General features: G+C 61.5%; 16 protein-coding genes. 6 read left to right on the top strand and 10 right to left on the bottom strand.

Annotated features, from left to right (window positions below; all coding sequences use genetic code 11):
• The first annotated feature begins 20 nt into the window (after window positions 1–20).
• Window positions 21–833 (top strand): pyrroline-5-carboxylate reductase, encoded by an 813-nt coding sequence (gene proC, locus LDZ28_RS01755; RefSeq protein ID WP_244827027.1) that lies wholly within the window; start codon window positions 21–23, stop codon window positions 831–833.
• A 149-nt stretch (window positions 834–982) separates the two neighbouring features.
• On the opposite strand, the gene LDZ28_RS01750 is transcribed toward proC, so the two are convergent.
• From LDZ28_RS01750 to recG, 7 genes are all read right to left on the bottom strand, one after another.
• Window positions 983–1,813: an FkbM family methyltransferase gene (locus LDZ28_RS01750; protein ID WP_244827026.1), complete on the bottom strand. Its 831-nt coding sequence runs from the start codon at window positions 1,811–1,813 to the stop codon at window positions 983–985.
• Between the two features lie 116 nt (window positions 1,814–1,929).
• On the bottom strand, window positions 1,930–2,787 hold the full coding sequence (gene ubiA, locus LDZ28_RS01745) for a 4-hydroxybenzoate octaprenyltransferase (RefSeq protein ID WP_244827025.1): 858 nt from the start codon (window positions 2,785–2,787) through the stop codon (window positions 1,930–1,932).
• Window positions 2,788–2,927: 140 nt separating this feature from the next.
• Complete coding sequence (locus tag LDZ28_RS01740; protein WP_244827024.1) at window positions 2,928–3,416, bottom strand: Dps family protein; 489 nt, start codon at window positions 3,414–3,416, stop codon at window positions 2,928–2,930.
• Between the two features lie 196 nt (window positions 3,417–3,612).
• Window positions 3,613–3,771 carry a hypothetical protein gene (locus tag LDZ28_RS01735; RefSeq protein WP_244827023.1) on the bottom strand — a complete coding sequence of 53 codons (159 nt, stop codon included), beginning with the start codon at window positions 3,769–3,771 and terminating at the stop codon, window positions 3,613–3,615.
• A 20-nt stretch (window positions 3,772–3,791) separates the two neighbouring features.
• A complete protein-coding gene (locus LDZ28_RS01730; RefSeq protein WP_244827022.1) occupies window positions 3,792–5,276 on the bottom strand; it encodes a catalase in 1,485 nt (494 codons plus the stop codon).
• 335 nt (window positions 5,277–5,611) lie between these two features.
• A complete protein-coding gene (locus LDZ28_RS01725; protein WP_244827021.1) occupies window positions 5,612–6,571 on the bottom strand; it encodes a hydrogen peroxide-inducible genes activator in 960 nt (319 codons plus the stop codon).
• Between the two features lie 140 nt (window positions 6,572–6,711).
• Entirely contained in the window at window positions 6,712–9,129 is a 2,418-nt protein-coding gene (recG, locus tag LDZ28_RS01720; protein WP_244827020.1) for an ATP-dependent DNA helicase RecG, read from the bottom strand.
• Between the two features lie 84 nt (window positions 9,130–9,213).
• Here recG and queA point away from each other — a divergent pair, with 84 nt between their 5' ends.
• The 5 genes from queA (at window position 9,214) to secF (ending at window position 15,260) form a co-directional block, all read left to right on the top strand.
• A complete protein-coding gene (gene queA / locus LDZ28_RS01715; RefSeq protein WP_244827019.1) occupies window positions 9,214–10,266 on the top strand; it encodes a tRNA preQ1(34) S-adenosylmethionine ribosyltransferase-isomerase QueA in 1,053 nt (350 codons plus the stop codon).
• A gap of 111 nt (window positions 10,267–10,377) precedes the next feature.
• Window positions 10,378–11,538, top strand: a complete 1,161-nt coding sequence (gene tgt / locus LDZ28_RS01710) for a tRNA guanosine(34) transglycosylase Tgt (protein ID WP_244827018.1) — start codon at window positions 10,378–10,380, stop codon at window positions 11,536–11,538.
• Between the two features lie 222 nt (window positions 11,539–11,760).
• Window positions 11,761–12,087, top strand: coding sequence for a preprotein translocase subunit YajC (gene yajC / locus LDZ28_RS01705; protein WP_244827017.1), 327 nt, complete (start codon window positions 11,761–11,763; stop codon window positions 12,085–12,087).
• A 123-nt stretch (window positions 12,088–12,210) separates the two neighbouring features.
• Window positions 12,211–14,283 carry a protein translocase subunit SecD gene (gene secD / locus LDZ28_RS01700; RefSeq protein ID WP_244827016.1) on the top strand — a complete coding sequence of 691 codons (2,073 nt, stop codon included), beginning with the start codon at window positions 12,211–12,213 and terminating at the stop codon, window positions 14,281–14,283.
• 26 nt (window positions 14,284–14,309) lie between these two features.
• Window positions 14,310–15,260 (top strand): protein translocase subunit SecF, encoded by a 951-nt coding sequence (gene secF, locus LDZ28_RS01695; RefSeq protein WP_244827015.1) that lies wholly within the window; start codon window positions 14,310–14,312, stop codon window positions 15,258–15,260.
• A 132-nt stretch (window positions 15,261–15,392) separates the two neighbouring features.
• Here secF and LDZ28_RS01690 read toward each other — a convergent pair whose 3' ends face one another.
• The 3 genes from LDZ28_RS01690 to LDZ28_RS01680 all read right to left on the bottom strand — a co-directional run bounded on the left by LDZ28_RS01690 (window position 15,393) and on the right by LDZ28_RS01680 (window position 17,288).
• On the bottom strand, window positions 15,393–15,911 hold the full coding sequence (locus LDZ28_RS01690; RefSeq protein ID WP_244827958.1) for a YceI family protein: 519 nt from the start codon (window positions 15,909–15,911) through the stop codon (window positions 15,393–15,395).
• A 124-nt stretch (window positions 15,912–16,035) separates the two neighbouring features.
• The gene (locus tag LDZ28_RS01685) at window positions 16,036–16,599 is read right to left on the bottom strand and encodes a YceI family protein (RefSeq protein WP_244827014.1); all 564 of its coding nucleotides are present in this window, start codon (window positions 16,597–16,599) and stop codon (window positions 16,036–16,038) included.
• A 119-nt stretch (window positions 16,600–16,718) separates the two neighbouring features.
• On the bottom strand, window positions 16,719–17,288 hold the full coding sequence (locus LDZ28_RS01680) for a cytochrome b (protein ID WP_244827013.1): 570 nt from the start codon (window positions 17,286–17,288) through the stop codon (window positions 16,719–16,721).
• Window positions 17,289–17,433: the final 145 nt, after the last annotated feature.

Genomic DNA, 17,433 nt, shown 5'->3' with positions numbered 1-17,433 from the left:
TCACTCTCGACTACTTCACCATGAAAATTGCATTCATCGGCGGCGGCAACATGGCTGCGGCGCTCATCGGCGGTCTGGTCAAGCGCGGCGTCGCGCCGGCGGATATCTATGCCGTCGATATCAACGACGAAGCGCGCGAACGCACCGCGAAGCAGTTCGGCATTGCAACGGGCGCGGCCATAGACGAGAAACTCGCGGCTTACGACGCGATCCTGCTGGCCGTGAAGCCGCAAGTGCTCAAGAGCGTGGCCGAATCGCTCGCGCCGCATCTGTCGAAGCAAACCATCATCAGCATCGCGGCGGGCATTCGCGCGACGGATCTGTCGCGCTGGCTGAACGGCTACACGCAGATCGTGCGGACCATGCCGAATACACCCGCGCTGATCGGCATGGGCGTGACCGGACTCGCCGCGCTGCCGGGCGTGAGCGACGACGCGAAGGCGCTGGCATCGCAAGTTCTGGAAGCGGTGGGCTCCTCCGTCTGGTTCGACGACGAAGCGAAACTCGATGCCGTCACCGCTGTTTCCGGTAGCGGTCCGGCCTACGTGTTCTACTTCATCGAAGCGATGCAGGAAGCCGCGCGCGCACTCGGCCTTGACGAAGCCCAGGGCCGCGAACTCGCGGTGGCGACCTTCACCGGCGCGGCACAGCTTGCCGCGCAATCGGGCGAAGCGGCGAGCGTGCTGCGCGAACGGGTGACATCGAAAGGCGGCACGACGGCGGCGGCGCTGGCATCGTTCGAGGCTGAAGGTGTGAAGGACGCCATCGTGCGTGGCGCGCTCGCGGCGCAGGCGCGCGCGAAGGAGATGGGTGACGAGTTGGGCGGCTTGTGAAAACGTGAATCGTGCGCGGTGCACTGGCAACTCGCATGCGCACAAAAGGAACTGGCGGCACGGCAACACGTAAATCTTTCGAGGTGCGCGGGCTTCGCACCCGCGCATTGAAGGATTCGCTCGCGCTCACCGCCGCCGCGCGAGCTCGCTCAACCGATATTGAGCACGCCATCGCGCTCGTTCAAATGAGCATGCAGCGGATCACCCTTGGCGATGGCAAGCACATTCGGTTCGACCGAATAAAACGTCTCGTAGCCAACGCCTCTCAGATAGTCGCGAATATCGTTCTCGCTGCCCTTGATCCATTCGACCAAAAGCGCAGGCTTGCATCGAAGCAAGGTCTCGCGCGCGCCCCTCAACACATCCATTTCCATGCCTTCGACGTCGATCTTCAGAAGATCGACGCGTTCGAGCTTCAGGGAATCGATACTGATCATCGGCACCGTCGTGCTTGCGGCGGCATCGTACGAGATAGCCTGGCCGATGAACTCGGTGTGCTCGCGCGGCCTGATTTCCAGACTGCCGAAGCTCGCCGAAGAGAAGTAATTCGGTTGCGGAATGCCGATCTCGCCCACGGACTCACCCAATGCAGCCAGCCTGGCCCGCGCATTGAGGCAGTTGTTGAGCGCGAGATTGCCGGCCAGCGCGTAGTAGATGATCTCCTGCGCCTCGAAACTCAGCACGCGTCCCCAGCCGTTCATGTGACGCGCCCATTCCACGGAATGCACGCCGATATTCGCGCCGCCGTCTATGGCGAATACGCCGTCACCGAAATAACGACGACGCAGCGCGAGAAGAGAGAGCACGAACTTCACTTCTTGCGGATCGAAGCTGGACTTGCTGAGGATCTGATGCCCGACGCCGTAGGTGTAGTTCGATACGGTGTTCTGCACGGCGTTGAAGTCGTTGCGATTGACGATCAGCGTGCCATGGTTTGACGCGGCCAGAATGAAGGCGATGGGGCGCTCGATGTGACTCATGCGGTTTTACGTGTGTCCGGAAATCCGCAAGAGTCTAGCCATTGGACGGCTTCGCGCAATCAGTCGATGGCCCGAAAACTGTCATAAAGATGCCAGTCGGCAAGATTAACGGCGCATCAAGCCAGCGCGTAATGCAGCGCAATTCCCACGAACAACATGCCGCCGAGCCAGTTGTTATGTTTGAACGCAGCGAAACATCCCATGCGGTCGCGCTCGCGAATCAGCGCGTAGTGATAGACGGCGCATGCCGCGGCGGCAAGCCAGCCGAGCCAGTACGCCCAGCCAAAGCCAAGCGCCACGCCTATGCCCACATAGATGGCGAGCGTCACGGCATAGCAAAGCATGACGGCGAACACGTCGTATCGCCCGAAAGTGAGCGCCGATGTACGGATGCCTATCTTGATGTCGTCGTCGCGATCGACCATGGCGTATTCGGTGTCGTAGGCCACCGACCAGAACACGTTGGCCGCGAGCATGATCCACGCGAGCGCGGGCACGTGATTCTGCACGGCGGCAAACGCCATGGGAATGCCGAAGCCGAACGCAATGCCGAGATACGCCTGCGGTATGGCGAAGAATCGCTTGGTGAAGGGATAGCTGCCCGCGACGAACAGCGCGAACACCGACAGCTCTTTCGTGAGTGTATTGAGCGGCAGAATCAGCAAAAACGCGAGGAGCGATAGAGCCGCCGCGAGCGCCACCGCTTCCCATGCCTTGATCTTGCCCGACGTGATCGGACGCTCGGCTGTACGCTTCACGTAGCGGTCGAAATCGCGGTCGGCGTAGTCGTTGATGGCGCAGCCCGCCGAGCGCATGAGAATGGTGCCGATCACGAAGATGACGAGCAGCATTGGCGAAGGATGCCCGTTGGACGCGATCCACAATGCGTTGAGCGTCGGCCACAACAGCAGCAGGCTGCCGATGGGTTTATCCAGGCGCACGAGGCGCATATACAGCGGAAGGCGGGCGAGCATGGCGAGGCAGCGAAAGTTCGATGGCCTATTTTAGACCAGCGTGCTGGCGCAAGCCCGCGCATTGCGCCCACAAAAAAACCCCGCGCACGGGGTTTTTCATCGAAGCGTTTGAAGCTTTCCAAGCGTTTGAAGCCGAGACGTCAGGCCAGCATGGCGCGCAACATCCACGCGGTCTTCTCATGCGTCTGCATGCGCTGCGTGAGCAAGTCGGCGGTCGGCTCGTCGTTGGCGGCGTCCGTCGCGGGGAAGATTTCGCGCGCCGTGCGCACCACCGCTTCCTGACCTTGTACCAACTGGCGAATCATCTCTTCGGCCGAGGGCACGCCATCCGCTTCCGGAATGGTCGACAGCCGCGCGAAGTCTTTGTAGCTGCCCGGTGCATGCACGCCCAGCGCGCGAATACGTTCGGCGATGGCATCCACGGCGAGTGCGAGTTCGTTGTACTGCGTCTCGAACATCAGATGGAGCGTGTTGAACATCGGCCCCGTGACGTTCCAGTGAAAATTATGCGTCTTCAGGTATAGCGTGTACGTGTCGGCCAGCAGACGGGACAGCCCGTCGGCGATCTTCTTGCGATCCTCGTCGTTGATGCCGATGTTGACGGGAGGTGCAGCGTCTTTGTTCGCCATATTGACTCCGTGAAAGTGTGATTCGAACGTTGAGTGCGCCTATTGCTCAAGCGAGGCGCGAAGCTACAGACCGTCCGCTAGTTTATCGTAGAAACAAGGTCACTTTTTTATATGGCGCGGCTTTGCATGCATGGAAGACAGGCCGCCGCGTCGTGCTGACAGAGCGGCCTGTCTTCGTGTCGATAGACGTCCTGCCTCAGGCAAAAACGCCCGCGCCCGCGCCATGCAATGCACTAGCAACGACGAGCCCGTAACCCATCGCGACGGCGCCAAACGCAAGCGTCACGCGCACTTTGCGGCTAGTTGCTTCGATATGTTTCATGGCCTGCTCGATGGTGTTGAATGCCTGATTCATGGTCGTTTCTCCCTGGCCGATCACGCGGCCGCGGTATCTTCCTCGTCCTGCTTCACGGTTACTTTCTGTCCGAGCTTGATAAGAGCATCTATCACGCCTGCCGCATAAGCCGGGTCCGCACGGCGGAAGTGTTCGATCTGACGCGCGACGATCTCATCCGGTACGCCGAAGATATGCCGCGCGATATTGCCGAAGAACCGCTCGCGCTGCGCTTCGTCGAAGAGACGGAAAAGCGCGCCTGCCTGGCTGTAGTAGTCGTCGTCCTCACGGTGATCGAAGCGATACACCGTCCCCGCCGCGAGCGGCGGCTCGTTCACGCTCGCGTCCTGCGCGAATTCGCCAAAGCGGTTCGGCTCGTAATTGACGCGCGATCCGAGATTGCCGTCGACGCGCATTCCGCCATCGCGATGAAATGCATTCGCCACCGGCACGCGCGGCGCATTCACCGGAATCTGATGATGATTGATGCCGAGCCGATAGCGCTGCGTGTCGCCATAAGAGAAGAGGCGCCCTTGCAGCAAGCGGTCCGGCGAGAAGCCGATGCCCGGCACCACGTTGGCGGGCGTGAACGCGGCCTGCTCGACTTCCGCGAAATAGTTCTGCGCATTGCGGTTCAATTCGATCACGCCGACATCGATCAGCGGATGGTCCTTGTGCGGCCACACCTTGGTGACATCGAACGGATTGATGCGATAGCGCGCCGCTTCCTCCTCGCTCATCACCTGAATGCGGAAATTCCAGCGCGGAAACTCGCCACGATCGATGTTGTCGACCAGATCGCGCTGCGCGCTTTCCCGATCGTTCGCGATCACGGCGCCGGCTTCGGCATCCGTGTAGTTTTCGAGCGGCTGCTGCGACTTGAAATGGAACTTCACGTAGAAGCGCTCGTTATCGGCGTTGATGAACGAGAACGTGTGCGAGCCGAAGCCATGCATCTGCCTATAATTCTTCGGAATACCGCGATCGCTCATGAGAATCGTCACCTGATGCAGCGATTCCGGATGACGCGACCAGAAATCCCAAGCGGCGACATTGCTGCGCATGTTCGTGTATGGGTCGCGCTTCTGCGTGTGGATGAAGTCGGGAAATTTCAGCGGATCGCGGATGAAGAACACCGGCGTGTTGTTGCCGACCACGTCCCAGTTGCCTTCCTCGGTGTAGAACTTGATGGAGAAGCCGCGCACGTCGCGTTCGGCATCGGCGGCGCCGCGTTCGCCTGCCACCGTCGAGAAGCGCATGAAAATCGGCGTTTCCTTGCCGATCTCCGAGAAGATCTTGGCTTTCGTATAGCGCGAGATGTCGTGCGTGACGCGGAACGTACCGAAGGCGCCCGAACCCTTTGCATGCACGCGGCGCTCGGGAATCACTTCGCGGTCGAAATGCGCGAGTTTTTCGATCAGCCAAAAATCCTGCAAGGTCACCGGACCGCGCGGACCGGCGGTTTGCGAATTCTGATTGTCGCCGACGGGTGCGCCAGCGGCAGTCGTGAGGCGTTCGTTGGTCATCGTGATACTCCTGTTTTTGCGTTGGCTTGAGATGAGTGATGCGACGGTTCGCCGAGATTCAGGCGACGCGCGCGAAGTCCGCTAGAACGCGCACGGCGACGTGGCGCAGTTCGTTCCATGATTTGGCGATGGCGGCGTGGCGGTGCATGACGTTCCTCCGTGGGCTTGGCCGGAGTGGCCAAGCGCTGTCGATGGAGGAATCTTATAGAAAACTATCGAAAACAAAAATTTGATTGAATTTATCTATTCGATAGTTGGAGGCGCCACCCAGATGAAAAAGCCGTGACTTCGATGAAGGCACGGCTTTGCGATGAAACGTGAAACTTGCGGCGAACTCAGTTCACCGCCACCGGTATGTCCAGCTTTCTCACGCCAGGCAAATCGCAGGCAGCGATGGCATCGCTGATCGCGTCGATGGCAGGCACGCGCGTGAAGCTCTTGCGCCACGCCAGCACGACGCGCCGGTCCGGGACGGGGTCATCGAACGCGACGTAACTGAGCAGGCCGGAATCGATGCCCGCCGCGTGCGGCTTCACTTCATGCACCGACATACGCGGCAGAACCGTGATGCCGACGCCGCTTGCCACCATATGCCGGATGGTTTCCAGCGACGAGCCTTCGAAGGTCTTCTGAATGCCGTCCGCGTTCTGCGAGAAGCGCATCAGCTCCGGACACACGCCGAGAACGTGATCGCGGAAGCAATGGCCGCTGCCGAGCAGCAGCATGGTTTCCTGCTTCAAATCGTCCGGATCGATCTTCGCGCGGTTTTCCCACGCATGACCCGAAGGCATGGCAACGACGAACGGCTCGTCGTACAGCGCGCGCACCATGAGGCCCGTTTCGGGAAACGGCAGCGCCATGATCGCCACATCGATCTCACCCTGCTTCAGCAGTTCGATCAGCTTGAGCGTGTAGTTTTCCTGAAGCATTAGCGGCATCTGCGGCACCGCCTTGATCATCTGCTTGACGAGCGTCGGCAGCAGATACGGCCCGATCGTATAAATGACGCCCAACCGCAGCGGCCCGACAAGCGGGTCTTTGCCCTGTTTGGCGATTTCCTTGATGGCGAGCGTCTGTTCGAGCACGCGCTGCGCCTGCGTGACGATCTGCTCGCCGATGGGCGTCACGCTGACTTCGCTCGTGCCGCGCTCGAAGATCTGCACGTTGAGTTCGTCTTCGAGCTTCTTGATTGCCACCGACAGCGTCGGCTGGCTGACGAAGCACGCTTCGGCGGCGCGGCCAAAGTGCCGCTCGCGCGCAACCGCGACGATGTACTTCAGTTCAGTGAGCGTCATTGGAGGCCAATGGAATACATTGATTCGATAGGTTTATCTTATACACCCGCCAAGCGCAATTCGACAACTCTCGCGGCTATTGCAAACGCGGCTGTGTATTTAGCAAATAGGGACCGACGACGCCCGCTCAAGTTCACCCATCACGCTTTTAAATACTGTTCGCGCACGCCCAGCCAGCGGGTGAGATGGCGCGTAACGGCGTCCGGGAACGCTTCGAGCATGCGATCCGCGGCCGCGCGCGCGGGTTCGATCAGCCAGCCGTCGTTTTCGAGGCTGGCAAAACGCAGCATCGCCTCACCGGACTGGCGCGCGCCGAGAAACTCGCCGGGACCGCGAATTTCGAGATCGCGGCGGGCGATCTCGAAGCCATCGGTCGTTTCGCGCATCGTTTGCAACCGGGAGCGCGCGGTTTGCGAGAGCGGATTCGCGTACATCAGCACGCACACGGAAGCGGCGCTGCCGCGCCCCACGCGTCCACGCAACTGATGCAGCTGCGCGAGCCCGAAACGCTCCGCATGCTCGATCACCATCAGCGATGCATTCGGCACGTCCACGCCCACTTCGATCACCGTCGTCGCGACCAGCAATTGCACTTCGTTGCGCGAGAAGGCGTCCATGACCGCCGCCTTTTCAGCGGGCGCAAGCCGACCGTGAACCAGCCCGACGCGCAGTTCGGGCAGCGCCGCGACGAGCGTTTCGTAAGTCTCGACGGCGGTTTGCAACTGCAGCGTCTCGCTTTCCTCGATCAGCGGACACACCCAATAAACTTGCCGACCAGTCAGCGCCGCCTCGCGCACGCGGCCGATGATCTCGTCGCGGCGGCTGTCGGAGACGATTCTCGTGAGAATCGGCGTGCGGCCAGGCGGCAATTCGTCGATGGTCGAGACATCGAGATCGGCGTAATAGGTCATGGCGAGCGTTCGGGGAATCGGCGTCGCGGACATCATCAGCTGATGCGGCTGGAAGTCTTTCGCCCCGTTCGATGCTTTCTGCGCCTTCGCCCGCAGCGCAAGCCGCTGCGCGACACCGAAGCGATGCTGCTCATCCACGATCACGAGGCCCAAGCGCGCGAACTCGACCGAGTCCTGAATGATCGCGTGCGTGCCGATGACGAGGTGCGCGGTGCCGAGCGCGGCGGCCTCGCTTGCGCTGCGTTTGTCCCGGGCTTTGAGACTGCCGGCGAGCCACGCGACCGACACGCCGAGCGGTTCGAGCCAGCCGCGCAGCTTGCGCGCGTGCTGTTCCGCGAGAATTTCGGTCGGCGCCATGAGCGCGGCCTGATAACCGGCGTCGATGGCCTGCGCCGCCGCGAGCGCCGCGACGATGGTCTTGCCGCTGCCGACATCGCCTTGCAAAAGACGTTGCATCGGATGCGCGAGCGTCAGTTCGTGCGCGATTTCCGCGCTGACACGCTGCTGCGCGCCGGTCAGCGAAAACGGCAGCGCTTTCAGTAGACGCACGACGAGCGAGGCGGAATCGCCAGCGGCACGGCGCGGCATGGCAGGCGCGGCGCGAGTGCGGCGTTCGGCGTGCGCGCGCTTGAGCGATAACTGCTGCGCGAGCAGTTCCTCGAACTTGATGCGCGTCCACGCCGGATGCGTGCCGTCGATAAGCGCGGTTTCGTCGGAATCCGCGCGCGGATGATGCAGCGTGCGCACCGCGTCGAGCAGGCCGGGCACGTTGAGCGGGGCGAGATGCGCGCGCGCGATCGGCTCGGGCAGCAACTCCGGCAGAAACACGCGAGAGAGCGCGCTGTCGATCGCCTTGCGCAGATACGCCTGCGAGACGCCCGCGGTCGCCGGATAGACGGGCGTGAGCGCTTGCGGCAGCGGCGTGTCGTCATCGACGGGGCGCACGACCGGGTGCACCATCTCCAGGCCGAAAAAGCCGCCGCGCACGTCGCCGCGCACGCGCAGGCGCACGCCGACGGACATCTGCTTGACTTGCGAACCGTAGAAGTTGAGAAAGCGCAGCGTCAGGTCGTCGCCGGCATCGTCGCGAATCTTCACGAGCAATTGCCGCTTCGGCCGATACGCGATCTCGTTATCGAACACGACGCCTTCCGTCTGCGCGATGTCGCCGGGAATGAGTTCGGCGATTGGCGTGAGCGACGTTTCGTCTTCATAGCGCATCGGCAGATGCAAGACGAGGTCGATGTCGGTCTTCAAGCCGAGCTTGGCGAGCTTGTCGGCGGGTTTGACGAGCTTGGGCGCGGTTTTGCCGGCGCTGGTCAGACCCGCGTTCCCAGTTTTCGCGGCCGACGCGGGTTGGGCGGCGCGAGTGGACTGCGCGTCCGCCACGCTCGGCTCCTCGAAGGTTTCGGCGGTGCTGTCGAAACCCGCGTCTTGAGCCTTCGCCGCCGAAGCAGTCGGCGGCGAATCACCGTCGTCGAGCGCGGACGCCCGCACCTCGCCCTCCGGCTGGATCGTGCCCGCCATGACCGGCTTCGGCGCTTTCTTCCGCGTGCGCGCGGCCTTCCCTTCGACACGCGCGCCGCTGTCTTCGGCGCTTGGAAACGCTTCGTCGGGAGAAGTCACGCGGCGGTCGGACAAGGGCATCTGCTCTCTACGCAAGTACAATATGGGGTTTTGGTCGGCGCGCCTGTGCCGCCCTCAAGCAACATCGGGCAACTATCAAACGCCATGTTCACGCTCTCCGATTTCGATTTTAATCTGCCGCCCGAGCTGATCGCGCAGAGTGCGCTCACCGAGCGCAGCGCGAGCCGTCTGCTCGAAGTGGACAATCACGTTTCGCCGGCCACGCTCATCGACCGGCGTTTCTCCAATCTGCCGAACCGGCTCGACGCCGGCGATCTGCTCGTCTTCAACGATACCAAAGTACTCAAGGCGCGCTTCCTCGGCCAGAAGGCCAGTGGCGGACGCGTAGAAGTGCTGGTAGAGCGTCTGACGGGCGCAACCACCGCGCTTGCGCAGATTCGCGCGAGCAAGAGTCCCGGGCCGGGCACGACCCTTCGCCTCGCCGATGCATTCGATGTCACCGTCGGCGAGCGCGTCGAACCGTTCTATACGCTGCATTTTCCGGCCGAATGCCTGACGCTCATCGAGCAATACGGGCGCTTGCCGCTTCCGCCGTATATCGAGCACGACCCCGACGCCTACGACGAAACGCGTTATCAGACCGTCTACGCAGCAAATCCCGGCGCGGTCGCGGCGCCGACGGCAGGCCTCCATTTCGACGATGCCCTCTTCGCCCGACTCGACGCGCGTGGAGTCGAACGCGCCACGCTCACGCTGCACGTCGGCGCGGGCACGTTTCAGCCGGTACGCGTGGACAATATCGCCGAGCACAAGATGCACAGCGAGTGGTACGAGTTGCCGCAGTCGCTCGTCGATAAAATCGCGGCGGTGAAGGCGCGCGGCAATCGCGTGATCGCCGTGGGCACGACGTCCATGCGCGCGCTGGAAGCCGCCGCCCGCGACGCCGCCGAAGCCGGCCGCCCGCTCGCCGCAACGAGCGCCGAGACGGATATCTTCATCACGCCGGGTTACACCTTCCGCGTAGTCGACCGGCTCGTCACCAATTTCCATTTGCCGAAGTCGACGCTCCTGATGCTCGTGTCCGCCTTCGCCGGCATGGACGCGATCCGCGCGGCTTACCAGCACGCCATCGACGAGAAATACCGCTTCTTCAGTTATGGCGATGCCATGCTTTTGACTCGCCATTCCCAAACTTAACCATCTACGCGCCGGACGTATCGACCGAAGCTGACGGCTTGACTTCCATGGCCAGCGACAGCGCTTACCATGGCGACAATCTCTGCGCTCCCCGGCGGCCCAGGAACCACAATGACCGAGAATCACACTCCGCCCGACAACGGCCTCAAGTTCGAACTGCTCGCCACCGACGGACAGGCGCGTCGCGGCCGTCTGACGCTGAATCACGGCGTCGTCGAAACGCCGATCTTCATGCCGGTCGGCACCTACGGCACCGTCAAGGCAATCCAGCCGCGCGAACTCGAAGAGATTCGCGCGCAGATCATCCTCGGCAACACGTTTCATCTTTGGCTGCGTCCGGGTCTCGAGACCATCGGCGCGCATGGCGGGCTGCACAGGTTCATGGGATGGAACCGTCCCATTCTCACGGATTCAGGCGGCTTTCAGGTGTTTTCGCTGGGCGAACTGCGCAAGATCACGGAAGAAGGCGTGACGTTCGCTTCGCCGATCAATGGCGACAAACTCTTTCTCTCGCCCGAAGTGTCGATGCAGATCCAGAAGGTGCTGAATTCAGACATCGTCATGCAGTTCGACGAGTGCACGCCTTACGCCACGAACGGCGTACCGACGACGCACCAGGAAGCCGCCGACTCCATGCGCATGTCCATGCGCTGGGCGAAGCGCTCCATCGACGAGTTCAACGGGCTCGGCAATCCGAACGCGCTGTTCGGCATCGTGCAGGGCGGCATGTTCGAGGACTTGCGCGACGAGTCGCTCGCGGGTCTCTCGGAAATCGGCTTCCATGGGCTCGCGATAGGCGGCCTTTCGGTCGGCGAGCCGAAGGAGGACATGTTGCGCGTGCTCGATCACATCGGCCCGAAGCTGCCCGCCGACAAGCCGCATTATTTGATGGGCGTCGGCACGCCGGAAGATCTGGTCGCGGGCGTGGCCGCAGGCGTCGACATGTTCGATTGCGTGATGCCTACGCGCAACGCGCGCAACGGCTGGCTCTTCACGCGCTTCGGCGACCTCAAGATCAAGAACGCGACGCACAAGAACTCGCAAAAGCCGCTCGACGAAAGCTGCGGTTGTTATACGTGCCGCAATTTCACGCGCGCTTATCTGCACCATCTGCATCGCGTGGGGGAAATTCTGGGCGCGCAGCTGAACACCATTCACAACTTGCATTACTACCTGGAACTTATCGGCGAAGTGCGCCAATCGATCGAAACACACACGTTCGAGGCATTTCGCAAGACGTTCGCGGAGAATCGTGCGCGCGGCGTCGACTAAGGCGGGACGGATATCGTCCGGACAGGCATTACAATCGCCTTTCCGTCGCTCGCAACGGACTCTCGAAAGTCGCGGTAACGGCTTGATGCCAAAGCGCATTCCAGCCATTTGAGGGGCGCGGCGAGTGGTAGAATATCGGGCTAATTTCTGGCCCAGGTTTTCAAACGCATTTGCGAACGTCATTTCGAACGCAATTCTGAACGTATTAACGGAGAGACCAACGTGTCGTTCATTTCCAATGCCTTTGCACAAGGCACCGCCAGCAGCGCGGAATCGAGCCTGATGAGCTTCCTGCCGCTGATCCTGATGTTCGCCGTGTTGTACTTCATCATGATCCGTCCGCAGATGAAGCGTCAGAAAGAGCATCGCAACATGCTGTCGGCCATGGCCAAGGGCGATGAAGTCGTCACGAACGGCGGCATCGTCGGCAAGGTCACGAAGGTGTCGGAAGCTTACGTTGGCGTGGAAATCGCCGAAGGCACGGAAATCACCGTGCAGAAGGCTGCCGTCACGACCATTCTCCCGAAGGGCACCATCAAAGCGCTGTAAGGCCACGTTCCTTCGCGTCCGGCGCGGCCTCGCCACCGAGCCACCGGGTCTTCCCATGCGGTTCGCAGCGCATGACGCCGGACGCCCCCTCCCCCGCAGCCAACTTTCCGTTCGGCCATCCCCATGAATCGTTATCCCCTCTGGAAGTATGTCGTGATGCTGGTGGCGCTCGTCATCGGTCTCGTCTACACGCTTCCCAATTTCTTCGGCGAAGCGCCTGCCGTGCAGGTATCGAGCGGCAAGGCAACCGTGAAGCTCGACTCCGCCACGCTTTCGACTGTCGAGAGCGCGCTCGCCGCGGCAAAGATCCAGTCCGACGAAGTCACGTTCGACAACTCGTCGGCGAGTGCGAACATTCGTGTGCGTCTGAAAGACACGGACACGCAGTTGCATGCGAAAGACATCATCACGAAGGCGCTGAACAGCGACCCGACCGACCCGCAGTACATCGTCGCGCTGAACCTGCAGAGCGCATCGCCGCGCTGGCTCTCCGCGCTGCATGCATTGCCGATGTACCTCGGTCTCGACTTGCGCGGCGGCGTGCACTTCCTGCTGCAAGTGGACATGGCTGGCGCGCTCAACAAGAAGCTCGATTCCGACGCCGCCGACGCGCGCACTTACCTGCGCGACCGCAATATCCGCGATGGCGGCGTGAATCGCGTGGGGCAATCGGTGGTGGTGAATTTCGCCGATGCGGCCGCGGCCGACAACGCGCGCACGTTGCTCACGACGGGCGTCGCCGAATTGCAATGGACCACGCGTCAGGGCGGCGACGGCTATCAGGTGGTCGGCACCTTCACGCCGGGCACGCAGCGCACGGTGGAAGACGGCGCGCTCAAGCAAAACATCACGACGCTGCATAACCGCGTCAACGAACTCGGCGTGGCCGAGCCCGTGATTCAGCAGCAGGGTTCGGACCGGATCGTCGTCGAGCTGCCGGGCGTGCAGGACACGGCGAAGGCAAAGGACATCATCGGCCGCACGGCGACGCTCGAAGCACGTCTCGCCGATCCCGTGAACACCTACGGAAACGCGACCGATCCGGTGCCGCCGGGCGACGAAGCGTTCAAGCAGGGCGACCGCACCGTGTTCCTGCGCAAGCAGATCATCTTCACGGGCGACCGCATCATCGACGCGTCCACGGGCTTCGACGATCATCAGCGTCCGTCCGTAAATCTTCGCCTCGACTCGGCCGGCGGCCGCGCGGTGTCGAGCGTGTCGCGCGACAACATCGGCAAGCCGATGGCCATGGTTCTGTTCGAAAAGGGCAAGGGCGAAGTGCTGACGGTCGCGACCATTCAGTCCGAACTCGGCGACCGCTTCCAGATCACCGGCCAGCCGACGCCGCAAGCCGCCACGGATCTCGCACTGCTCTTGCGCGCCGGTTCGCTCGCAGCGCCAATGGACATCATCGAGGAACGCACGGTCGGGCCGAGCCTTGGCGCCGACAACATCAAGAAGGGCTTCGATTCGGTGCAGTACGGTTTCGCCGCGATCGCCATCTTCATGATCGTGTACTACATGCTGTTCGGCCTGATCTCCATGTTGTCGCTGTCGGTCAACCTGCTGCTGCTCGTCGCGATCCTCTCCATGCTGCAGGCCACGCTGACCTTGCCGGGTATCGCGGCTATTGCGCTTGCGCTCGGCATGGCGATCGACGCGAACGTGCTGATCAACGAACGTATCCGCGAAGAACTGCGTAACGGCGCGCCGCCGCAAACGGCGATACAGGAAGGTTTCAAGCACGCCTGGGCGACCATTCTCGACTCGAATGTCACCACGCTGATCGCCGGTCTCGCGCTGCTCGCGTTCGGCTCGGGTCCGGTACGCGGCTTCGCGGTCGTGCACTGTATCGGCATTCTGACCTCGATGTTCTCGGCGGTGTTCTTCTCGCGCGGCCTCGTGAACCTGTGGTACGGCGGCAAGAAGAAGCTGAAGTCGCTGGCTATCGGTCAGGTGTGGCGCCCGGAAGGCGGCAACACCGAAGCTGCGGCGGCCGCGTATCTCGCCGCCCAACGCGGTGACGATTCGCCCGTCGACGAAATCATCAAGACGGCGAAAGGCAAGACCAAGACGGCTGTTCCCGTCGCGGCGCCGCGTGCTCAGGTTCAGACGCCTGCGCGCGGTGGCAAGCCGAGCGTGCGCCGCCGTTCTGGTCCTGGCATCGATGAGGAAAAACCGGGTTCGCCCCGCTGATTGACTGAACCCCGGAGAAACGAAACATGGAATTCTTCCGCATTCGCCGCGACTTGCCGTTGATGCAGCGCGCGTTGATCTTCAACGCGATCTCGCTCATCACGTTCCTCGCGGCCGTTTTTTTCCTCGTGCATCGAGGCCTGCATCTGTCGGTGGAGTTCACGGGCGGAACGGTCATCGAGGTGCAGTATCCGCAAGCCGTGCCGCTCGAACCCGTGCGCGGCACCATGGCCAGGCTCGGTTACGCCGATGCGCAAGTGAAGAACTTCGGCACATCGCGCGACGTGCTCATCCGTTTGCCGATCAAGCAAGGCCTCACGTCGGCGCAGCAGAGCGATCAGGTGATCACCGCGCTCAAGGTCAACGACCCGCAAGTCACACTGCAACGTGTCGAGTTCGTCGGGCCCCAGGTGGGCAAGGAACTCGTGACCAACGGGCTGTTGGCGCTGGCTTGCGTGGTGATCGGCATCGTGATCTATCTGTCGTTCCGCTTCGAGTGGAAGTATGCGGTGGCGGGCGTTATCGCCAACTTGCACGACGTGGTGATCATTCTCGGCTTCTTCGCTTACTTCCAGTGGGAGTTCTCGCTGTCCGTGCTGGCGGCGATTCTCGCGGTGCTCGGCTATTCGGTGAACGAGTCGGTGGTTATCTTCGACCGGATTCGTGAAACCTTCCGCAAGCAGCGCAAGATGACGGTGATCGAGGTTATCAACCACGCGATCACGAGCACGATGTCGCGAACCATCATCACTCACGGCTGTACGGAAATGATGGTGCTCTCGATGTTCTTCTTCGGCGGTCCGACGCTGCATTACTTCGCGCTGGCGCTGACGGTGGGTATTCTGTTCGGTATCTACTCGTCGGTGTTCGTGGCCGCCGCGCTTGCGATGTGGCTGGGCGTGAAGCGCGAAGATCTCGTCAAGGACAAGAAGGACAGGTTCGATCCGAACGATCCGAACGCGGGCGCTCAGGTTTAAGGCGCGTCGTAACGATGGACAAGCAAAGGGCCGGTCTTCGAAAGGAGACCGGCCCTTTGCATTTGGCGCGGGCGCAAAAAAACCGCCTCACGTACAGCACGCGAGGCGGTTTCATCCCACACTCGATGAAACTTACTGCTTCACGCCTTCGGCCTGGATATGCAGCGTCGTCTTCAGGCTGAAGCCGTACGACTTGCCGTAGTCCATGCCGAAGTCGCCGCGATCGAACGTCGCCGACGCTTCCGTGCCGCACACTTCCTTCTTCATCATCGGATTGACGAAGCACTTGAAGGTGTCGAGCTTCAGGTTGAGCGGCTTGGTCACGCCGTGCATGGTCAGCGTGCCGATGACTTCAACCGGCGTGTCGCCGTTGAAGCGGATCGACGTGCCCTTGTACACCGCGGTCGGGTACTTGGCGACATCGAAGAATTCGGCTTTTTGCAGATGCTCGTCGAGCTTCGCGTTGCCGGTGTTGATCGATGCAATGTCGATCGTCACTTCAGCCGTGCCGGTCTTCGCCGCGCGATCGAGCACGACGGTGCCGCTGCTCTTGTTGAACTTGCCGCGCCACGTGGACACGCCGCCGAAGTGATCGGATTCGAAGCTCGGATACGTGTGGTTGGGATCGAGCTGGTAGGTATCAGCGGCCATTGCGCTGAACGAGAGGCTGGCTGCAAGCGCGCCTGCGGCGAAAACGGAAAGTTTGTTCAAGTGCTTCTCCTGGTTGAATCGTTGCGATGCAATGAGTTGGCTTTAATTTGCTTGAGTCGGCCGCTTACTTCTTCGCGGCGACGATATGAAACTTGATGACGACATCGTCGGCGACCACCGACGTGTCTTTCCATTCACCCGTTCCAATGTCGAACTGGTTGCGCTTGATCGGCAGCGAGCCGTCGAACGTTTCCGTTGCGCCCTGCTGCGTGATGGTCACGGGCACCGTGACCGTCTGCGACTTGCCCTTGATGGTGATTTTGCCCGTCACCTTGTATTGATTGCCGCCCGCCGGCGCAATGGCGCTCGAAACGAACGTGGCGGTCGGATAGGTCGCGGCATCGAACCATTCCTTGCCGCGCACCTGCTTGTTGTAGTCGTCGTCGCCGAGATCGTAGCTGCCGGTATCGATCGTGATATTCGCGCTGCCGGCGGCGGGCTTGGCCGGATCGAACGAAATCTGCGCCGTGAACTTGTTGAACTTGCCGTCCGTGGGCACGTTCATCTGCTTCGATGTCGCGGTCACGCTGCTCTTGCTCACGTCCACTTGCGCATGTGCGCCGATGGCGAGCGCAAGCGAGCTTGCCGATACGGCGGCCAGCATCCAACGATTGAGTTTCACTTTCATGTGTACCTTTTCCTGATCGGGTCCGACGAACATCCGGTATTGGAAATCAAAAGAATGCTGGAACAAACAGCAGGCGGGAAACGCCTTGCCAACGCACAGGAAACAATCGCATCGGCGGCTTAGCGCAGAAACGGAAGCATGCGGCCGAGCAAGCCATCGCGATCGACGAAATGATGCTTGAGTGCCGCGAGCACGTGCATCACGACGAAGAAGAGCAACGTGTAGTTCAGCGCAATATGCACGATTCTCAGCGTCGCCTTCAAAGCCTTGTCCGGCCCGATGATGGTTGGCAACGGCAACACGCCGAGATAAACCACCTGCAAGCCGGCCGCGGAACTATAAAGATAACCCGATGCGGGAATCACCAGCATGAGTGCGTAAAGGAGGAAATGCGTGAGATGCGCCGCGCCCTTCTGCCAGCCCGGCATGTCGACGGGCATCGGCGGCGCGCGATGCGTGGCGCGCCACACGAGCCGCAGAACGGCAAGCGCGAACACGGTCACGCCAATCCACTTGTGCCACGAAAAGTACTTGAGCTTGGTCGGCGTGAAACCCGGTATGTCCGTCATGATCCAGCCGAGATAAAAGCCGCATACGATCAGCAACGCAATCAGCCAGTGCAGGCCGATTGCCGTGGCGCTGTATCGTCCGGTCGACTGAGCCGACGCGATGCGAACGCTGCTTTCCATATTGCTTCACCCTGATATTCATCGTTATGCGGCTGGCCGTCCGGAACGACGGGTCTTCAAGGCCGCAATCCTACATCAACAATACGGAATTGCCAGCGCGTGCGAGGTGTCTGCCCAATAGCCGCAAAGCCCCGCCGCCATTGAC

The organism is Caballeronia sp. TF1N1, from assembly GCF_022878925.1.
Taxonomy (GTDB): domain Bacteria; phylum Pseudomonadota; class Gammaproteobacteria; order Burkholderiales; family Burkholderiaceae; genus Caballeronia.
Note: the sequence above shows the minus strand (reverse complement) of the source record. Positions and strands in the feature narration are given on the sequence as shown.